Source organism: Psychrobacillus sp. NPDC058041, from assembly GCF_042885655.1.
Lineage (GTDB): Bacteria > Bacillota > Bacilli > Bacillales_A > Planococcaceae > Psychrobacillus.
In genome coordinates this window covers 23,413-42,633 of the sequence record NZ_JBHVRO010000008.1, presented here as the reverse complement: position 1 = coordinate 42,633, position 19,221 = coordinate 23,413, and the positions used below count along the sequence as shown (strand labels likewise).

The following is a 19,221-nucleotide window of genomic DNA, read 5'->3' as shown; positions in this document are numbered from 1 at the left end:
TCTGATTAATCCAACGATGGGTTCAATTTTTTGGGAAATGAAAGATAGATACCGAATTTATAACCATATTTTCCGGAATAGGCATCTATAATTACAGTTGTGACCTTCTTAAAAATCATATTTGTATTCCTAATCTTACCATTCTATAATGACTATAGAGATTGAGAGGAGAAGGTTATGAAAAAAAGCGCTCTTTTAATCATTGATGTTCAAAACGGTATGTTTTTAAAAGAAAATCCAGTATTCAATGCGAATTTAGTTATTAGTAACCTAAAGCAACTTCTAGTAAACGCAAGAAACAACAACATTCCAATCATTTATATCCAGCATAATGCCCCAACTGGAAAAATGTTAGAACCGGGCACAAAAGAATGGGAAATACACCCTGAAATTACCCCTACAATCATAGACATTATTATTCAAAAGACAACACCTGATTCCTTTTATAAAACAAAATTGCAAGAAGAGCTACAAAAACTTGATATTAAACAACTAATAATTGCCGGCATTCAATCCGAAGTATGTGTAGACACTACCTGCAGAAATGCATACAGTTTAGGTTACGATATCACCCTAGTAACCGATGCCCATAGTACTTGGGATTACGAAGAACTAACTGCACAACAAATCATCAACCACCATAACCAAGTATTAAGATGGTTTGCGGATACGAAGGAAACGAAAGACATTATTTTTCATTAATTATAAGCACAATGGTTTGGGTAGAATAAATCCTATCAAAATATATGAAGCAGCCTAAAAAAATTTCGGCTGCTTCTGGTTTCTTTTACTTTTCATTACCCCAATAACCCTTCCATTGATCAATACGTATTGTTTCTTCATCTGATAGGCTCATACTTTTCGTTTATTGAAGAAAAAGGAGGAAATCCAATGCCCGTCTATAACAAATTAGTACGAGATCGAATTCCACAAGTTATCGAAAAGTCAGGAAGTAATTTTACTACACGAACACTGGAACCATCTGAACTCCTAATCGAAATAAAGAATAAACTATTTGAAGAAGTAGCAGAATTCGCAGAGACAAATACTCAAAAAGATGCACTTGAAGAACTAGCAGACATTTTGGAATTAATCTATGCAGCATTACCTATTCACGAATCAACCTTTGAAGAATTAGAAAACATTCGTATTGTGAAGAAAGAGAAGCGTGGTGGATTTGAAGAAGGGATATTTTTGATAGAGATTGAGGATGAGTAACTACTGGGTTACAGCTTTCGTCTAGCGTTCCAGTGTCTGACTCAATTGTTCACCAAACTGTGGATGACACCCGGATGCGAGTTATTAAACACCCGGTTTCCATCCTTTTTGAAAACCATTAATTTCTACATAATTATAGCGTTTAATAAAATGAATAAAATTGTAATTCTCCATACTCCTGATTTTATAAAGCCATCCTTTGTCACATACAACTCAGACACTATTCTGAATATCGTCTGAATTGTTCGTGATAAAAGGATCTTAATTACTAAAACTCCGCTCTACTGCATGTCTTCATTTTGATTACGCTTCTTCTTCGAAATAAATTTTGTAAAACTTACGATTCGTCTCTTCGTCATAGCCGACTTCGATTAGTTCATTCACTTTCGCAATATCACGCACGTTTACCTGAATTTCTATATTGGTATCTAGCTTAATTTTACGTTTATAACTTTTTTCTGCCATCACAATTGCGCTTTCAGAAATTTCCGTTTCGTAGGGCTTTACCGTATTGATAAGGACGTCTTTTTGGACCTCATTCGCTGTTTCAAATACCGTTTCAATATAGTCATCCACCTGAAACTCTTCTTCGTTTCTAAAGTATTCAAGCGTCTTGTTTAAAAAACCTAGTTTATCGGTATTCGTAAAAGTTTCTTCTTTTAATATATATTTTTTACATTCCGTTAATGCTAAATTCGTTTTATGGAAGCTTTCGTCCGCCACTTTGAGCTTTAAAAAACGCTCTTGCCAGTACACGACATCTTCTTTCTTTTTTGTTTTCAAAAATACTGCTGGTTCTTCGTCTTGACCCATGTCGACAATGACGGCGATATTATTAATTTTCTTTACATTAATACCATCGATTCCGTTCACAACCATTTTGTTTTGCTCAGTTTTCACATCTAAAAACATTTCTTTTTCATCAATTTTCACTATTGCTATCACTTGTCTGACTTCATTATTGAACAGACAATTTTCAAATAAGCCAATGAATAATTCGCCACTTTTTATATTCGGATGTTGAGATACACTATGTAAGTGCTTCGCAATATGTTTCGATTGTTCAAGGAAACTATTATTATTATCAAAAATACTTTTCACGTATGTATATACTTCATTTAATCCGATATTTGTCTCATGAAAAAATGCGTATTGTTGGTCTAGGTCTAGTTTATGGAACGCAAGTTGTGTAAAGGCCGCTTCTAACATGACCTCTGGCTGCGGGAAAGCCTCATGTCCTAGCACGAGCTCATCGCTCAAATAGTGCACGACATACTGTGCTAATTTACTTTCGCTAACTTCTAGCATGGTGTTCACCTTCTAATATTTTATTTGTAGATAGTTTACCATATCATAACTTGTACAAAATTTTATTTTTTTATTAAGTGAATCAATTTCATAATTCAAAGTTAGAACATAAAACACGAACGATATTATAGTGAAATGTGAGAATTTGTAATTATTAAAACACGAATAATCATTATTTTATTGATTGGAGCGACAGGCGGCGACTCCAGCGGGATGAGTGAGACAGATGAGACATAGCAAACGACGCAAATGCGGCGGCGATGGCTCATCGCTCACCCCGCGGAAAGCGTCCGCCGATAGCGGGAACCATGCGGGTGTTGAAGAGTGTATTATACATTGCTATTTATGAAATTAACTCAAGTATTCGTAATAATGATTTTGCTTTTTCGTAGCAATTGTATATTAATCTGTATTGTCCCTATCGCAGGTACACAAATTCAATTTTCTTAAATTCAATGCATGCCTTCCTCTGTCTTGCAAATACTACCCTCGAACAGGAGGGAAAGTACATGGAAGAAATTACGTATTCAGAAGCAATATTACAGGAATATAAAGTTGGAATGGGCAGTTTCACAGAAAAATTGCCGGATGTAGCCCGGACCTTTCATGCGTTCACTGAGTCTTGTTTCGTAGCCGGCAAATTGGACCAGAAACAAAAACAGCTTATCGCACTTGCCATCAGCGTGCATGCGCATAACGAACATTGCATCGTCTATCATACAAAGGGCTGCCTGGATGCTGGTGGTACGGAGGAAGAAATGATAGAGGCAATCGGAGTGGCTGCAGCTCTTGGCGGCGGTTCCGCAATGAGCCAAGGTGTAACCGTTTGGCAAGAGTCACTCAAAGACTTAACAGGAATCGTCGTTCAATAACTTGGAACAGCCATCTGAGCCAGGTGGCTGTTTCCTTCTACTTGCAAGAGAGTAGTTGTGTTCTTATAGAATTATTCCGAATCTAGCTTCTTATAAGATAGATTCTTCATCAATTGTTACAACCAAGTTCGTTTCGGCTGCTTCTATTATTCTTAAAATTACTCTTAACGCGGTAATTGCATCATCCCCGGTTACAGGTGAGGTTTGATCTAAACGAACACTCTCTATAAATGCATCGATTACTCCACTGTTTGGCTGGCTATCATTTGTTTGAATTCTTTCCAAGTGATATTGTACTTTTTCACCATCTTTTGCGATCACTTCTAATTGATATTCATTGCTATGATAAATTTTTAATATCCCTTTTTCACAATAGATAATGGTACTATTATCTTCTTCACCGTAATACGTCCAAGAGAAAGAGGCAGTGCCTATTCGTCCTTTTTTCGTTTTTAAAATACATACGATGTTATCACATACTTCAATGGGGGCATTATTTTCATTTACTTTGTCTAGCGATCCTTGAAAAGCACTTACTTGTTCGATTTCATCATCTAATAAGTAATGCAATAAATCCACTTTATGTATTCCTAAATCCCCAGCAACACCAAGACCTGAGCGTTCTTTTTGGAAGAACCAAGTGGAGTTTGTTTTGTTAATACCCCATTTTTCGGGTCCAGAGTGTCCAAACGTCGTTCTAAAAGTTAACACTTTACCAAGTTCTTCACTTCTTATGATTTCCTTCGCTTTTTGATGAGCATCGGTAAACCTCTGATTGTGTGCTACCATTAGTATTTTTCCGGATGCTTTTTGGGCATTTACAATTTCCTTGGCATGTTCAATTGTTAGGGATATGGGTTTTTCACATAGTACATGTTTTCCATGTAACAATGCTTCTGTTGAAAATAAATGATGATTCTCATTAGAAGAACAATCGCTAATTACTTGTATAGTAGGATCTTCTAGCAATTCATCCACGCTTTGGACTAGAGTCCCACCAAACATGGTCGCTAGCTCTTCTGCTCGGTGAAGATTTCTGTCATAAAAAACTATTTCGTCCACAAATGGATTTGCTCTATATTCTGGTGCATGACGTAACTTCGCTATCGAACCGCATCCAATAATCCCCACTTTTATCCCCATGTGATCCTCCCTACTCTTTATATTGCATACTTCTTTGATGTTTTTTTATTATTTAGTTTGACGGATAGCTATGGTAATAACGTCATTACTGCAAAGAAATGTAAAACAGACGCTGCAAGAACAAATATATGCCAAACTGCATGATGATATGTAAAGCCTCGCCACACGTAGAAAATAGCGCCAAATGTGTAGAGTACACCCCCAACTACAAGTAGAATTATACCTTGGTGAGTTACATTTTGCTGAAGTGGTCCCCATGCAAATACGATGAGCCAGCCCATCACCACATACAACAAAGTCGATGTATGTAAAAATCGTTTTACAAAATATGATTTAAAAACTGTACCTGCAATTGCAAGTCCCCATACAATTCCAAACAATGTCCAGCCAAGTGTCCCTTTTACCGCGAGGAATAAAAATGGAGTGTATGTTCCTGCAATAAAAAAGTAGATGGAAGAATGGTCCATTATCTCAAAAAAATCCTTCACTCGACCCGTTGGAAATCCATGGACTAGAGTTGATGATACATATAAAAGCACCATGGATGCACCAAACAATGTAAAACTGACTATATGCCACACCGTTCCCTGCGTCACAGAAGACACGATTAATAGGACAAGTGCAGCCACACTCAAGAGGGCACCTATTCCGTGAATAATCGCATTAGCAATTTCCTCACGTTTAGAAAATATATGTGTATTGCTCATCTCAGTTCACTCCTATGTGAAAATTCTATATATCCTATGCTATCACTTTGTTCTAATAAAAGTGTGCACCGGTTATTATTACATTTCTAACTTGTCACATTTTCTTAAATCCAGTCTATCCGGACATATTTTAAATTAGAAATGACAAAAAAAGAGACACCCATAAAGAGTGTCTCAATTTTTTCATCTATCTAATTCCGAAGAATTAAAGTTTTACGATGTTAACCGCTTGTGGTCCACGTTGACCGTCTTCCACTTCAAATTCAACCTTTTGACCTTCGTCAAGTGATTTGAAGCCATCGCCTTGGATTGCTGAGAAGTGAGCGAATACATCGTTTCCGCCTTCTACTTCGATAAATCCAAATCCTTTTTCTGCGTTAAACCATTTTACTGTACCTTGTGTCATTTAAAGACCTCCAAAAATCGTAGTGAATAAAAAATCCACATATTTCAAAAAGTACCGAACAAACACGATTACTTTTGTAATATGTGAATTCATTGTTTCTGTTAAGCAATTTAATTATTATCCTTACTATACATCAGATATAATTATTAATCCAACAAAGTGCATTATTAATATGCCCAATTTAAGTAGAGTATCATAGTATGTAAGAAATTAAACTAGGATATATAGAAAAATTCAGAAGCTATCTCCTAAATATGAGTACTAATTTATTTGATTTTCATTTAAGAAAACATAAAAAAGATGAATCCTGCACAATACAGAACTCATCTATTTTTTTTGTCACTTATAATTAGTGCGTTTTAGCTAATAGAGATAATTTCTATCATTACGCTTTGATTACATTACCGTTTTTATCTGTAAATTTCCCAACAGCAATCATAATAAAATCTATTAATGACCAAATTCCCAGTCCACCTAATGTAATCAGCATTAAAATTCCAGTACCTATTTTACCAACATAAAATCTATGTATACCAAAATTACCTAAAAAGAAACAAAGTAATAATGTTCCAACAAAATTCTTTTCTGACATAAAATAACTCTCTATTCACTTGTAGTACTACATTAATGCATAATTTTATACAAGTATTTATTTTTATATAGTTTGTTTAAATCAATTCTACTTCCAATTTTTCATCAATTTTCACATGCCCATCCATCATTGTCTCGGTCCATTTTGGATTGATAAGCTGGATGACTTTTAGGAACTCCACTTGGATACACTTTTCTCAACTCAGTACAATTACTAAATACTGTTTGTGCTATTGGTGGTGTTGGTTTCGAAGTAACTGCACCTGTCCCACTACCAGTCCACGGTTTTGCGGATACAGAATAAGTTACACCATTTGTAGAAACAGTAATATTTCCGGATTCAGCAGTTGAGTAAATTTTAGAGCCAACATTTTTAAGCCTACTAACTACAGCTGTGTGTGGATGTCCGTATGAATTATCTTTTCCGTAGCTTAATATAGTTACTTGTGGTTTCACTCTTTGAATAAAAGCATTGGAGCTACTCGTATCTGATCCATGGTGACCAGCTTTTAGTACAGTTGATTGCACATTAAATTTCTTGTACATTTGTTCTTCAATATTTGTTCCAGCATCACCAGTCAAGAGGAACGAGACTTGGCCGTATGTTACTTTTAAAACAATTGAAGCGTCATTGGTATCGCTCGCATTTTCGTTTACGTTCAATACAGTAATATCGATATTTTCATCGAGTGAAATCTTATCTCCAATTTTAGGAACTTTGTATTTAATATTTTTATCATCTACAAGTGTTAATAATTCTGCATACGTTTGAGTTGTATGTACTTTTCCACTATTGATAAATGTACCAACACTTAATGAATGTAAAACATCCACTAACCCACCAATATGATCCGCATCTGGATGAGTAGCTACTACATAATCCAGTTTACGAACTCCTTTTGAAGATAAAAAGCTTACGACATGACTACCCTTTTTACCGCCATCAACTAGCATTGTTTTGCCGTTAGCTGTTTTGATAAATATGGAGTCTCCTTGTCCCACATCAATAAAGTGGACTTCTAGCGGTTTTTTACTCACGATATTTAATAGAGCCAGTTTACTTTTCGAAGGTGTTTCATATTTAATAGAAGAACCTTTCTTGACGAATTGTCCTCCACCTAGTCCATATAAGCCACCATTCATGCTTTTATAAGAGTAAACTCTATATTCATCGCCTTTTTTGACCGTACGAACACTTTTCAAATTATTGTCTAGAAGAATGGTATTGCTTAATACTGTGACCTTACCTATTTGGCCATTCTTTAACTCCGTTTTTCCCCACATAACTTTTGTAGTCTCTGCATTAGCATTTATGGCATTAATTGAAATAAAGCTAAATGCAAAAATAAAGACGAAGAACACTTTAAACCATTTATTCTGCACTTGTTACACTCCCAACTAATCTAAAGCACACTAAGATAAATATTCAGAACTTAATTTCGTTCACATGCCCAACCGTCATTATCTCTGTCATGTTTAGATGCATAAGCTGGATGACCTTTTTTTACACCGTTAGGATAATATTTATTCATTTCAGTGCAGTTTTGAAAACTAGTAGGAGCTCCTTTTATAACTTCTAGCCCACTACCTAAGTTTGGTTGCGTTGGTTTCGGAGTCGGCATTGGATTTTCACTTAATTGTTTCAATAATGCTAATTTTGCTTTGGATGGTGTTTCATACTTCACTTTAGCTGCATCTTTTTGTACAAAACTTCCTCCACCTACACCATAAAGGCCATTGTGTTGACTTTTGTAGCTATACACTCGATATTCTTCGCCTTTTTTCATAGTACGAACTATTGTTAGCGAACCGTTGCTTTCTAACTTAACTAGCTGAGTATCTGCTAATATAGTTACTTTTCCAATCTGACCAATTTTTAGTTCTGTTTTACCCCACATAACTTTGGTAGCTGCATCAACAAAAGATGCATTTGATACAGTAAAACCAAACGCTAACACAATTAATAAAAATACTTTAATAAATTTCGTAAACATTGCATTTCCTCCAATTCTATACATTTTTATTTTACGAACTGGAAACCAATAACGCCATAGTCCAAAATATACCAAAAAACTTAAGAGATATTAATAGAAGATCGTATTTTTTGTTATCCCGTCACATTTTCTGTTATACGGTCATAAATATCTCTATCTGGTCGTATTTCGTATATTGTTTTTAAACAAAATAAAGACACCCATTTAGGGTGTCACTATTTTATGACTATTCTTCTACTGATCCATATCTATCTTCATATTCAAAATTTTTACGAGTTGCTTATTTAAGTAGTCTGCACTGTGTTGGAAGTCTTCTTTGTACCACTGGATAATGATTCCTAGTATTGCATTTGCTTGGTAGGCACAGTATACATTCATATTTAGTACTTCTTCCAGTTTCACTCCTTTATCCATCCTTAAGAGATTATTTATCTCTTCAAATAATAAATAATAGTATGTTAGTGGTGCATTTTTGGAAAAGACAATTTTGTAAAATGGTTTGTATTTTTCGATGTGGTGAAAAATCCGAATGGTTGAGGGATTTAGACTACTCGTTTTCAGAACAGAGACATGACGATATGGTTCTTCATAAGAGTTTGCTAAATCCTCCATAATTTCTTTAAAATACTCCTCAAATAAATCTTCTACTTGGGAGTAATGTAAATAAAACGTTCCGCGATTAACTCTAGCTCTTCTGCATATTTCTGAGACGGAGATGGATTTCAATGTTTTTTCTTTAAGTATTTCTAATAAGGATTGATGTAACGCCTCTTTCGTTTTTACAATACGTATATCTATAGAAGACATCTTTTTCACCTCTTATTGAACACATATTTGAAATGTGCTATTTATTGAACACTTCGCTTTTATTTGCTCATTGAAAGCGTTTACTGTTCTTTATTATAATAGTTACTGAACAACTGTTCAATAAAATTCAAGGAGGTATATTCTTATGAGATTAGAAGGTAAAGTTGCGATTGTCACTGGTGCTGCATCAGGAATGGGAAAAGCGATTGCAGAAGGTTATGCACAAGAAGGAGCTAAAGTTGTTGTTTCCGATATGAATTTAGAAGGAGCCACTGCTGTTGCTGAAGCGATTAAAGCTTCAGGTGGAGAAGCTATTGCCCTTCAAACGAATGTTACTTCTGAAGATGAAGTGAAAAGTCTATTCGATGAAACATTAAAAACCTTTGGTAAGTTAGACATACTAGTAAATAACGCTGGTATTATGGATGGTATGGAACCAGTTGGCGATATTTCAGATGAACGCTGGGAACGTGTATTTTCAGTTAATACTGTTGCGGTTATGCGTTCAATGCGACTTGCTATCCCTATTTTCCTTGAACAAGGTCACGGTACTTTTGTCAACAATATTTCAGCAGGCGGTTTGTATGGAGCACGCGCTGGTGCCGCATACACTGCATCTAAACATGCTGTTGTCGGCTTAACTAAAAATACTGCGTTCATGTATGCAGACAAAAACATTCGTTGTAATGGATTTGCTCCTGGTGCAGTAGCAACAAATATTGGGGCGTCGATGACAAACATTAATACTCTAGGTGCATCTCGCCAAGCTTTAGGTATGGCAATCAACCCACGAGTTGGTCAACCAGAAGAAATTGCTAAATTAGCTATTTTCTTAGGGTCAGATGAATCAAGCTTTGTAAATGGTCAAGTCATAGCTATCGATGCAGGTTGGTCAGCTTATTAGGATTATATACTTTCATTTTAAGTAATTGGTAGGGTTTCTAACTATTGGTTAGTAGCCCTCAGATTGAAGACAAAAGGTTTCATGAATGTACAACATTCATGAAACCTTTTCATTTTTTTCCTGCTCATTTCTGTATCGCCTAACATCTCTTGATTAATATACAGAGGAAAAAGATGCGAGACCCCTACGAAGCGAAAGATAGGGGGAAAGGCTTAGGGCGCCCCGTCCTGAGGCAACGCCTTCATGACCAACATCCTATTGGCCAAGAAGGCTCGATGGTTCGTCCGAGGAAAGCGAGTGTAATTTTCCGTACTCAATCTTACCTTACAGCTCCATTGTCTATCTATACTGCATTCAATACTTCCAACGTTTCTAAAACATGTTCAAGAAAATCTGCGATGTCATGTACGTGTTCTTCATTAATTTTTTGATTGAATTTTACTTCAATCATGTCCAAGTAATTTGATGATTCTTGTGGATAGTCGAAGCTAAGTGTTTGGGTTAATTGAATTTCATTTTCCCAGATAGCATTTAGAGCTAGCTCAATCTTTTTACACTGTAAGGTTACATTTTGAACATGCTTGTGAAAACGTAATAACAAGGAACACCCTAGATTTTGTACAGACTTCTCTAATATCTCCCCTGCTAAATCTTCTATAGAAGCCTGTAATACAATTTCCGCTGTAACGTCTGGTTGATTGGCTAGAGTGAATTGTATCGCAAAATCCCTAGCGAGTATGGAAAAATCCATTCGATCAACTCGATTAGTTATCGTTATTTTGCGTTCTAAATTGTCTAAATCATACACATGGTTTTCAAATGCGACTTTTAAGTTTTCAAAAATGGTTGGATCATACATATAAATTCCTCCAAGTTACTTTTCTGTTGGTTCTATTTTATTTACCACAGCACTTCTTATATTTTTTCCCGCCTCCACATATGTATGGATCGTTTCATCCAGTTTTGCCACCGGCGATTACGTTTAATGGAGCGTGATTTATCGGTATTAAGTGATATTTTTCCATTTAAGAAAGTTCTTCCGGCGTATGTCCTCTGTTCTCCCAAACGCGTGTCGTATTTGCAATCATTGTAATGACTGGTACATATTCATTTAGTTTCTTCATATCTTTAAATTCAAAGCGTCTTAAAAAATCTTGTACTACCTCTTGGAAATTAATCTGCACCACTTGCAGTTGACCAATCACTTCATCCATTTCGTCCTTTATCATCAGCGTGCTTCCCCGTCTTTTTCATTTATCATACTCTATTAAATGATTTCCATCGAGTATCATACTCTTTATGGCATCTTTAGCTTTTGTTAGTTGGAACCCCCCCCATGCACTTTATGTCTTTACAATTCTCAACAAAATAAAAATGCAGATCCAATATGGAATCTGCACTTATATATAAGTTTTATTTCCCTCCAGAAAAGGAAATGCCTTTTATAAAGTATCGACTGAAAAATGCATATAAAATCAAAATGGGCAATGTGAACACCATGGATGCCGCCATAATATAGTTCCAGTAACTAATGTATTGACCTTTAAATGTATTGAGGCCAATCGGCAATGTAAAAAGTTCTGGGCTTGATAAAATAATCAAAGGTCTCATAAAGTCATTCCATGACCCCATAAAAACAAAAATAGCTTGTGCTGCTAAAGCTGGTTTTGCAAGTGGAAGGACAACTCGGAAGAAAGTTCCTATTTTACTTAGTCCATCTAATTCAGCTGCTTCCTCCAGTTCTTTAGGGAAATTCACAAAGAATTGTCGCATCATAAATATGAAGGTCGCATTGATCATCGTTGGAATAATCATTCCTTGGTAAGAGTTTAACCAACCAAGAGATTTTAATATTAAATAGTTTGGAATCATTGTTACTTGCATCGGTATCATCAGAACAGCAAGAACTACGACAAAAATTGTCCGTTTTCCCGGAAAGCGAAGCCGCGCCAACGCATAACCTGCCATTGAATTAAAGAATATATTTAGTAAAGTAACCATAGTCGCTATAAACACGCTATTAAAGAGCCAGCGTGGAAATAATCCTTGCTCAACAAAAATTACTTTATAATTATTAAAAGTAAAATGCTTTGGTATAAAGCTAATCGCACCACTTACAATTTCATCTAAATTTTTAAAAGACGAAGAGAGTGCCCATAAAAATGGAATGACTGTTATGACAGCATAGACTATTAAAATGCCATATAGAAATGCTTTGCCTAACGATAATTTCTTCTTCACGTTTTCGCCTCCCTAGTAAAGAGATTCTTCTTTAGAGAACTTCCGCTGTATTAAAGACGCAATAAGGATAATAATTGCTAGAGAAAAAGCAAGAGCTGCGGCATATCCCATCGTTCCCATATTTTTAAATGCATATTGGTAGATTAATAGCACGACCGTTAATGTAGAGTTATTGGGACCACCAGAACCAGCGGAGAAAATATAGGATTGATCAAATAATTGGAACGTCCCAACTATTCCCATAATAACTACAAAAGAAGTCACAGGTCGCAAATGAGGAACAGTTACATAGAGAAATTTATGAATAGCATTGGCCCCATCGAGTTCAGCTGCTTCATAAAGTGATTCTGGTATATCTTGTAGTGCTGCCAAATAAATGACCATATAAAAAGGTGCGGTAGACCAAATATTCATAGCCATAATTGCATATAACGCAATTGAAGGATCATTTATCCAGTTGTATGTTGGAAGATTGATAAACTCCAACACTTTATTAATCAGACCGTTTTGGTTATACATCCACATAAAGATTAACGTTAGCACTGCGGAGGATGTCAAGGTTGGTAAAAAATAAATAATCCTAAAAAACTTTTCACCTTTCATACCAGCATTTAAAGTTGCTGCTAATATGATTGCTAAGAATGTTTGACAAGGTACTACAATAAGAACGTATTTAGCAGTATTCCATACGGCGATTTTTGCCCGAAGATCATCAAATATATTCATATAGTTCTTTAATGCAACAAATTCGAAGCTTGTTGTCCCTAATAATTGGACTTTGTGGAAGGACAGAAAAATTGCATAAAAAATTGGTCCTACAAGAAAGAGTAATAAAACGAATAATGCAGGCAGTAAAAACACATAGCCTTGCAAAGATTCTCTAACTGTTCTTTTTAAAAACCTGCTTTTCACCTTGATCAACTCCTTATTGCAATGGTTACAAAGATTGTTGTTAGAACACGTTCTATTGATGAAGAAATTCCTGCATCAACAGAAGGTGTTCCAACAAGCGCTAGAACTAGAAAATACAATACTGAGGAGAAGGGGAATCACCCTTCTCCTCATTTATTTTTATTGTTTATCAATCTCTTTATTAGCTGTATCTTGTGCTTCTTTCAGTGCATCTGCAAGTTTTGCTTGCCCTAAATAAACACTAACAAATTGGTTATTAAAGTTGTTAAAGATGATTGGTAAGTTAGTGCCATTTGACCAAACTGTCGCATACGAAGCTCCAGCAACAAGCGCACCGCGTAACTCATCTTTATCGTAACCAAGCTTTTCTGCTACAGATTTACGAGAAGGCAATTCGAAACCTTTACTAGTCCAAGTCTCCATGCCTTCTTTCCCTGTAAGGTAAGACATCAATTCCCACGCAGCTTCTTTCTTTTCTGATGCAGCATTCATCACATATGCAACAGTAAATGCCATTGTACCTTTTTTACCTTTAATAGTTGGTACTTCTGCCATTCCATAGTCAATATCAGGGAAAGTGCTATCTAAATATGGAATAGCCCAGTTACCCTCAATTACCATTGCAGCTTTACCTTGCCCAAACATTTCTCCTGTCCAACCAGTTCCAACATCAGAAGGTTGAGCAGCTGTTTTTTCTACTAAATGTTGATCAACATATGGTTGTAAAGCATCAAGAACCTTTTGATCTGCGAAATTAGCTTTATTATCAACTACTACTTTTCCACCGTACGATTCTGCTATAAAATACGCACGTGCTAACTCTGGATTTTGTCCGAACCCATAAACATTTGTTCCATCCGTTAATTTTTTAGAAACTTCCCGTAATTCATCCCATGTAGTTGGTACTGTTACCCCAGCATCTGCAAACATTTTTTTGTTATAGAATAGTGCAAGTGTTGAATATCCTTTTGGGAAACCGTAGTACGTTCCATCTTTTTGAAATGCTTCAATTAGTGGTTTCTCAAAGTCGTTTACATCAAAATCATCTTTTACATATTTATTTAATGGTTCAACAACACCTGTTTCAATCAAAGCAGGAGCTTCCACCGCATCGAGATAAAACACGTCTGGGCCTTCTCCCCCGATTAAACGGGTTTTTACAACATCCATATACTGATCAGCAATGACCTCATGCTTCACTTTAATATTCGGATGTTTGTCTTCAAAATCCTTTAATACTTGGCTTAATAATTCAGCTTCTTCTGGTGAAGAACCCCAGCCAGCTAGCGTTACTTCCACTGGCTTACCACCATCAACTTTTATTGCTTTGTCTCCAGAGTCTTCAGAACATCCTGAAAGAATGCCTCCAACTAATAAAGCTGAAACTCCAAGTGTCGCTACCCATTTCTTTTTAAACATTTTCTTTCCCCTTTCCTATTAAAATCCTCTTTAAAAGAGTGGTAAAACCAAGTTAAATTTAATGTAAAACAACTTCATATCCAGTTGTGTTTTCCAAAACTTCTACATGGATATGTTCTTCATTACGATTGACCCTGATCGAAAGAATACCATTTCCGATTGAAATGTTTTCCACTTTCAAAAGGTCCATATTTTCTAAAAGGTTTGGTGACAAGTGAATTTCCTTTTGTAGGCTATTCGGAAACAACCCTAATAGTGATTGAATAAATACAAGTGGTGTTCCAGCAGCCCAAGCTTGCGGAGAACAAGCAACTGGGTATTTCACTGGTCTCCCCCTCTCCTTACCGTATCCACAGAATAATTCTGGTAGTCTATCATACTCGAAGGATTCAGCAGCTTTTACTAGTCCGTTAATGACGACATTGACATCATTTTTATACCCAAGCTTACTCATTCCAAGCAGTACCATACTATTATCATGAGGCCAAATGCTGCCATCATGATAGCTCATCGGATTGTATCCGGATTCGCCCTCCCCCATTGTGCGAATGCCGAAACCAGAAAACATTTTATCAGACACTAGCGTTTCCACAACTGCTCTCGCTCTGTCTTTTCTTAACATGCTAGAGAAAAGAACATGCCCTGGATTAGAAGTAATTGTTCCAACTTGCTCTTTTTCTTTATCAAGAGCAATTGCATAAAACTGCTTATCATCCATCCAAAAAGCTTGTTCGAATCTTTCTCTCAACCGTTCGGCTTCTGTGCGTAGGTTTAAAGCTGTATCATCATTACCTAGCTTATCGTATATACTCGCTAATCCCATTTTTGCATGGTATACATATCCCTGGACTTCACTTAATGCAATAGGAGCTTCAGCGTAGTCTCCATTTCGATGTACGATCGAATCGCTTGAATCCTTCCAGCCTTGATTTGCGATGCCTTTGCTTGCCTCTTGATAATATTCAACGAAACCGTCCCCATCGCGGTCGCCATATTGATCAATCCAGTTTAACGCTGCATCAATGCTCTCTTTCAATTGTTTTACAATTTCAAAGTCCCCTGTCCACTTCACATATTCCGTAAGCAACACTAGAAATAAAGGAGTAGCATCCACTGTGCCAAAGTAAGGTGAAAATGGAATTTGTCCTGTCTCTGCAAGTTCACCAAAACGGATTTCATGCATAATCTTACCAGGCTGTTCATCCCGGAATGGGTCCACTTTTTTTCCTTGCTTTGCAGCCAATGTTAATAAAGTTCCTTTTGCCACTTCTGGGTAAAATGGAAGCATTTGCAATGCTGCAATCAGACTATCTCTGCCGAATGGCACTCCAAACCATGGAAGCCCCGCTACTGGAAACTGGCCATATCCCAAGTCCGTTAACAGTACTCGTAAATCTCCAATACCACGATCAATAAGACGCTGCAACGGTAGATAATCGGTTTCTACCTTCGTTATCTTGTTATTCCACTGACTATAAGAATTTTCAAGTAGCTTCACTGCCTGGTTTGGATCCATTATTTCTTGATGACTAGCTTCTCCAATTTGCGGCTGAATCATGAGTGTGAATGTTTCTTCTTCTTCGTGATCCAAGTGGAACTCAAATGTAATAACTCCTTGATCTGATACATTTTTAGTATCCTTATCCCAAGATACTCTTGTTGATCGTTTGACCTCATCCGCCCCAATATAATGGTAGGACAAAGAATGACTTCCTACCGTTTGTCCCGTTCTATGCCCAATGGTCCCCGTTTGAAATCCTCTGACGATGAACATATCAGAAAAATCAACATCCATTTGCACGCTAATAGTGAAAGAAATCGGCTTTGGAAAATAATTTTTTACTTTAATAGATTCATATAATACATCCTCATAAATAAATCTTGTCCGTTCAATTTCTACTGATTCACGCCATAATATTAATCCTTCATCGTTTTCCATATGCGGGTTGGTGAGCAAAATCTTTGCCATATAGTTTTCTGCTGCATCGGAAGTTAAAAGAATAGGCTCTTCTCCATTTATTTTTAAATCAAGTTTACTTAAAAAGCGGGTATCTTTTGTATACAACCCCATACCATAATAATGATTCTCGGGGATATTTCCTTTTACATCTGTTAGGAAAAAGAGATCATTTTCCTTAATTACTCGGTAATCCATGATATCCTCCTAATGTGTTAGTATTTTTCCGAAACGTTTTGGTTTTTGCGCACAGAAGATTGTCTTCTGTTATTCATTGAATTTTAGAGGCTTCGTAGATTCGCGAATCATTAGCTCAGTTCCTAATGAAACAACATGCGATTCTGCTTCATTTTCGAAAATAGATAACAATAATCTTGCCGCTTCATATCCCATTTGAAAGGTGTTCTGTGCAATGGATGTTAATGAAGGAGTTACATAAGACGCAAGAAGAATATCGTCAAACCCTATAATCGACAGCTCATTTGGTACATCAATCCCCAGTTTACGGGCAGCCTGTATTACTCCTAATGCCATTAGGTCACTTGCACAAAAAATAGCAGTTATTTCTGGATGTTCTTCTAATAGTTTTGAAGCTACTAACTCCGCCGTCTCTTCGCTAAATTCACCGTTACCAATCCATTTTGGGTTGATTTGAATACTTGCATCTTTAAGTGCCTCTTTATATCCCGTCAATCTCTGTTGGCTGACAAATGCAAAGTCGTGTCCATTAATAAATCCAATTTTCTCATGTCCTATATGAATTAAATGCTTTACAGCTTTCTTAGCTCCTAATATATTGTCCGTGGTCACATAGCCAACGGTCGAGGAAGTTAGCGGAATATCAATTAGCACGCATGGAATGTCACTTTCTACTACTTCTTTGAGATATGGATCATCTGTACGAATTCCTTGAATAATCACACCGTCGACTCGTCGTTCTCTACATAGTTGCGTGTATGTCTTTTCTCTTTGCTTTGTTGATGTTGTACTAAGAAGAACTATGTCATATCCACTTTCTCCAACAAACTTATTAATCCCAGCTAACATATCGAACGTAATATTATCTTTAGCACTAGATTGATTTAAACCTGAAACTAAAAGACCAAATGTCTTTGACTTATTCATCACTAAGCTTCGTGCAAGTGTATTAGGACTGTAATTAAGCTCCTTAGCAATTCTTAATATCTTTTCCCTTGTTTTTTCACTAACATCAGAGTAGCCGTTCAATCCTCTTGATACAGTCGTGATTGAAACTCCTGCCGCCCTTGCTATATCTTTAATAGTTGTCAATGGATTAAATTCCTTCCGAAACGTTTTGGATTCATATCTTAATAAGAGTTTATAATAAATTGGAAACGTTTACAATACTCTCAATATATTTTATTTTCAATTTATTTTATGTGAAGATTATGAAGGATAGAAATTAAAAGTGAAAAAAATATATAAGAATAACCGAGCAAAAAGATGCCCGGTCCTTTTAAATAGAGTAACTTAGAAACGCAGTTGATTTCCGCTACGGCGGACGCTTTTCGAAGGCATGCCTGCAGTCTCCGCCTGCGCTCCAATCAACTAGTATCTATGAGACTATTTATAATTGCTTAGTAAGATAGATGGCATGTAAATCCTATGAACAGGAATTAGGGAACTGTATTTTATCCAGATGCAGATCACTACGTTTATTTAAACTCATTCTGCCCTCTTAACGATAGCTGGGCTAAATCTTCTTGTTAGGTACTACTCACTTAATGGATTGTAGTGAAAGGTGGCGACTCCAGGCGGAGGCCAACAGGATGTTGGTCACGAAGGCGTTGCCACAAGATGTGGCGCTTTTAGCCTTTGTTCCACTGTGAGACAGATGAACCATCACAACGAACGCGTAGCGGCGCCCCCGCGGAACGCGTCCACCTGAAACGGAAATCCGCGGTATTATTTAAATCTGTTTAATTAAACTATTTATATCCTCTTAGCAATAGTTGTTCTAAATCTTCTTGTTAGGTACTACTCACTTAATCGATTGTAGTGAAAGGTGGCGACTCCAACGGGATGAGTGAGACAAATGAGCCATCCACAACGAACGCGTAGCGGCGCCCCCGCGGAACACGTCCATCTGAAACGGAAATCCGCGGTATTATCTAATTCTTTAAAGTGCTATGAACATTGGTTTCGCAGGACGATAATCCATATAACTTTCTTATCTCTCAAAAAAGAGACTTTTCGAAGTGATTGCAAAACAGCAACACTTAAAAAGTCCCTAAAGTGATTTATTTTTTTTCCAATATTGCAAAGTAATTTCCTTCATTGTCTGCAAAGTTAAAAACTCTACCTGAAGGCATCGTTACAAGTTCCCCTACAGTAATTTGTTTTTCCGAAAAATCTTTATATAATTGATCTAGATTATCAGAGAAAAACAATAATGAAGGTGTGTTAAGGTTTAATTCCGGTTGCATTTTTGCTATTAGTTCTTTATTGTGTAAAACGATACTTGTTTCTGAAGTAGCCGTTGGTGCAATTTCTATCCATCGCATTCCTTGCCCATTATCTTCATCCGAAATAACGCTAAACCCCGCTTTTTCTGTCCAAAATTTTACTGTCTCTTCTTGATTGTTTACATATAGCATAACTTGACCGACTTTATTAATCATTCTCCTGTCTCCCTACTATTAGTTTATTTTTCCACTCGTAACATTATCTCTATTATAAGCATGTAACTATTTAGTGTCAAAATTAAAAGAACTAACGTTC

20 protein-coding genes are annotated in these 19,221 nt (G+C 36.4%); 4 read left to right on the top strand and 16 right to left on the bottom strand.

Annotated elements, in window-relative coordinates:
- Positions 1–177 precede the first annotated feature (177 nt).
- Positions 178–702: a cysteine hydrolase family protein gene (locus ACFVR1_RS13550; protein WP_387584721.1), complete on the top strand. Its 525-nt coding sequence runs from the start codon at positions 178–180 to the stop codon at positions 700–702.
- Between the two features lie 189 nt (positions 703–891).
- Complete coding sequence (locus tag ACFVR1_RS13545) at positions 892–1,218, top strand: phosphoribosyl-ATP pyrophosphohydrolase (protein ID WP_387584720.1); 327 nt, start codon at positions 892–894, stop codon at positions 1,216–1,218.
- 303 nt (positions 1,219–1,521) lie between these two features.
- Here ACFVR1_RS13545 and ACFVR1_RS13540 read toward each other — a convergent pair whose 3' ends face one another.
- Entirely contained in the window at positions 1,522–2,526 is a 1,005-nt protein-coding gene (locus ACFVR1_RS13540) for a nucleoid-associated protein (protein ID WP_387584718.1), read from the bottom strand.
- 509 nt (positions 2,527–3,035) lie between these two features.
- Here ACFVR1_RS13540 and ACFVR1_RS13535 point away from each other — a divergent pair.
- The gene (locus tag ACFVR1_RS13535) at positions 3,036–3,398 is read left to right on the top strand and encodes a carboxymuconolactone decarboxylase family protein (RefSeq protein WP_387584716.1); all 363 of its coding nucleotides are present in this window, start codon (positions 3,036–3,038) and stop codon (positions 3,396–3,398) included.
- Positions 3,399–3,488: 90 nt separating this feature from the next.
- Here ACFVR1_RS13535 and ACFVR1_RS13530 read toward each other — a convergent pair whose 3' ends face one another.
- The 7 genes from ACFVR1_RS13530 to ACFVR1_RS13500 form a co-directional block, all read right to left on the bottom strand.
- Complete coding sequence (locus ACFVR1_RS13530) at positions 3,489–4,541, bottom strand: Gfo/Idh/MocA family protein (RefSeq protein ID WP_387584714.1); 1,053 nt, start codon at positions 4,539–4,541, stop codon at positions 3,489–3,491.
- A gap of 68 nt (positions 4,542–4,609) precedes the next feature.
- On the bottom strand, positions 4,610–5,248 hold the full coding sequence (gene trhA / locus ACFVR1_RS13525; RefSeq protein WP_387584712.1) for a PAQR family membrane homeostasis protein TrhA: 639 nt from the start codon (positions 5,246–5,248) through the stop codon (positions 4,610–4,612).
- Between the two features lie 205 nt (positions 5,249–5,453).
- Positions 5,454–5,654, bottom strand: coding sequence for a cold-shock protein (locus ACFVR1_RS13520; RefSeq protein WP_387584710.1), 201 nt, complete (start codon positions 5,652–5,654; stop codon positions 5,454–5,456).
- Between the two features lie 385 nt (positions 5,655–6,039).
- Positions 6,040–6,246 carry a TM2 domain-containing protein gene (locus tag ACFVR1_RS13515; protein ID WP_387584708.1) on the bottom strand — a complete coding sequence of 69 codons (207 nt, stop codon included), beginning with the start codon at positions 6,244–6,246 and terminating at the stop codon, positions 6,040–6,042.
- Between the two features lie 104 nt (positions 6,247–6,350).
- Positions 6,351–7,628: an MBL fold metallo-hydrolase gene (locus ACFVR1_RS13510; RefSeq protein WP_387584707.1), complete on the bottom strand. Its 1,278-nt coding sequence runs from the start codon at positions 7,626–7,628 to the stop codon at positions 6,351–6,353.
- A gap of 50 nt (positions 7,629–7,678) precedes the next feature.
- Positions 7,679–8,239, bottom strand: a complete 561-nt coding sequence (locus ACFVR1_RS13505; protein WP_387584705.1) for an excalibur calcium-binding domain-containing protein — start codon at positions 8,237–8,239, stop codon at positions 7,679–7,681.
- Positions 8,240–8,473: 234 nt separating this feature from the next.
- Complete coding sequence (locus ACFVR1_RS13500) at positions 8,474–9,046, bottom strand: TetR/AcrR family transcriptional regulator (RefSeq protein WP_387584704.1); 573 nt, start codon at positions 9,044–9,046, stop codon at positions 8,474–8,476.
- 145 nt (positions 9,047–9,191) lie between these two features.
- On the opposite strand from ACFVR1_RS13500, the gene ACFVR1_RS13495 reads away from it, so the two are divergent.
- Positions 9,192–9,950: an SDR family oxidoreductase gene (locus ACFVR1_RS13495; RefSeq protein WP_387584702.1), complete on the top strand. Its 759-nt coding sequence runs from the start codon at positions 9,192–9,194 to the stop codon at positions 9,948–9,950.
- A gap of 343 nt (positions 9,951–10,293) precedes the next feature.
- On the opposite strand, the gene ACFVR1_RS13490 is transcribed toward ACFVR1_RS13495, so the two are convergent.
- The 8 genes from ACFVR1_RS13490 to ACFVR1_RS13455 all read right to left on the bottom strand — a co-directional run bounded on the left by ACFVR1_RS13490 (position 10,294) and on the right by ACFVR1_RS13455 (position 19,121).
- Positions 10,294–10,809, bottom strand: a complete 516-nt coding sequence (locus tag ACFVR1_RS13490) for a hypothetical protein (protein ID WP_387584700.1) — start codon at positions 10,807–10,809, stop codon at positions 10,294–10,296.
- A gap of 166 nt (positions 10,810–10,975) precedes the next feature.
- Positions 10,976–11,179 (bottom strand): hypothetical protein, encoded by a 204-nt coding sequence (locus ACFVR1_RS13485; RefSeq protein WP_387584698.1) that lies wholly within the window; start codon positions 11,177–11,179, stop codon positions 10,976–10,978.
- Positions 11,180–11,363: 184 nt separating this feature from the next.
- Positions 11,364–12,191, bottom strand: coding sequence for a carbohydrate ABC transporter permease (locus tag ACFVR1_RS13480; RefSeq protein WP_387584697.1), 828 nt, complete (start codon positions 12,189–12,191; stop codon positions 11,364–11,366).
- Between the two features lie 12 nt (positions 12,192–12,203).
- A complete protein-coding gene (locus ACFVR1_RS13475; protein WP_387584908.1) occupies positions 12,204–13,064 on the bottom strand; it encodes a carbohydrate ABC transporter permease in 861 nt (286 codons plus the stop codon).
- A gap of 198 nt (positions 13,065–13,262) precedes the next feature.
- Entirely contained in the window at positions 13,263–14,522 is a 1,260-nt protein-coding gene (locus tag ACFVR1_RS13470) for an ABC transporter substrate-binding protein (protein ID WP_387584695.1), read from the bottom strand.
- Between the two features lie 58 nt (positions 14,523–14,580).
- Complete coding sequence (locus tag ACFVR1_RS13465; protein WP_387584694.1) at positions 14,581–16,677, bottom strand: amylo-alpha-1,6-glucosidase; 2,097 nt, start codon at positions 16,675–16,677, stop codon at positions 14,581–14,583.
- A gap of 69 nt (positions 16,678–16,746) precedes the next feature.
- Positions 16,747–17,769, bottom strand: coding sequence for a LacI family DNA-binding transcriptional regulator (locus ACFVR1_RS13460; RefSeq protein ID WP_387584692.1), 1,023 nt, complete (start codon positions 17,767–17,769; stop codon positions 16,747–16,749).
- 971 nt (positions 17,770–18,740) lie between these two features.
- Positions 18,741–19,121: a VOC family protein gene (locus ACFVR1_RS13455; RefSeq protein ID WP_387584690.1), complete on the bottom strand. Its 381-nt coding sequence runs from the start codon at positions 19,119–19,121 to the stop codon at positions 18,741–18,743.
- Between the last annotated feature and the right edge of the window lie 100 nt (positions 19,122–19,221).

Excerpts from the sequence above, each read along its gene's own strand:
- ACFVR1_RS13495 (WP_387584702.1), top strand. The coding sequence starts at position 9,192 with ATGAGATTAGAAGGTAAAGTTGCGATTGTCACTGGTGCTGCATCAGGA.
- ACFVR1_RS13455 (WP_387584690.1), bottom strand. The coding sequence starts at position 19,121 with ATGATTAATAAAGTCGGTCAAGTTATGCTATATGTAAACAATCAAGAA.
- ACFVR1_RS13485 (WP_387584698.1), bottom strand. The coding sequence starts at position 11,179 with ATGATAAAGGACGAAATGGATGAAGTGATTGGTCAACTGCAAGTGGTG.
- ACFVR1_RS13470 (WP_387584695.1), bottom strand. The coding sequence starts at position 14,522 with ATGTTTAAAAAGAAATGGGTAGCGACACTTGGAGTTTCAGCTTTATTA.
- ACFVR1_RS13535 (WP_387584716.1), top strand. The coding sequence starts at position 3,036 with ATGGAAGAAATTACGTATTCAGAAGCAATATTACAGGAATATAAAGTT.
- trhA (WP_387584712.1), bottom strand. The coding sequence starts at position 5,248 with ATGAGCAATACACATATATTTTCTAAACGTGAGGAAATTGCTAATGCG.
- ACFVR1_RS13540 (WP_387584718.1), bottom strand. The coding sequence starts at position 2,526 with ATGCTAGAAGTTAGCGAAAGTAAATTAGCACAGTATGTCGTGCACTAT.
- ACFVR1_RS13505 (WP_387584705.1), bottom strand. The coding sequence starts at position 8,239 with ATGTTTACGAAATTTATTAAAGTATTTTTATTAATTGTGTTAGCGTTT.
- ACFVR1_RS13465 (WP_387584694.1), bottom strand. The coding sequence starts at position 16,677 with ATGGATTACCGAGTAATTAAGGAAAATGATCTCTTTTTCCTAACAGAT.
- ACFVR1_RS13520 (WP_387584710.1), bottom strand. The coding sequence starts at position 5,654 with ATGACACAAGGTACAGTAAAATGGTTTAACGCAGAAAAAGGATTTGGA.
- ACFVR1_RS13530 (WP_387584714.1), bottom strand. The coding sequence starts at position 4,541 with ATGGGGATAAAAGTGGGGATTATTGGATGCGGTTCGATAGCGAAGTTA.
- ACFVR1_RS13550 (WP_387584721.1), top strand. The coding sequence starts at position 178 with ATGAAAAAAAGCGCTCTTTTAATCATTGATGTTCAAAACGGTATGTTT.
- ACFVR1_RS13500 (WP_387584704.1), bottom strand. The coding sequence starts at position 9,046 with ATGTCTTCTATAGATATACGTATTGTAAAAACGAAAGAGGCGTTACAT.
- ACFVR1_RS13545 (WP_387584720.1), top strand. The coding sequence starts at position 892 with ATGCCCGTCTATAACAAATTAGTACGAGATCGAATTCCACAAGTTATC.
- ACFVR1_RS13490 (WP_387584700.1), bottom strand. The coding sequence starts at position 10,809 with ATGTATGATCCAACCATTTTTGAAAACTTAAAAGTCGCATTTGAAAAC.
- ACFVR1_RS13515 (WP_387584708.1), bottom strand. The coding sequence starts at position 6,246 with ATGTCAGAAAAGAATTTTGTTGGAACATTATTACTTTGTTTCTTTTTA.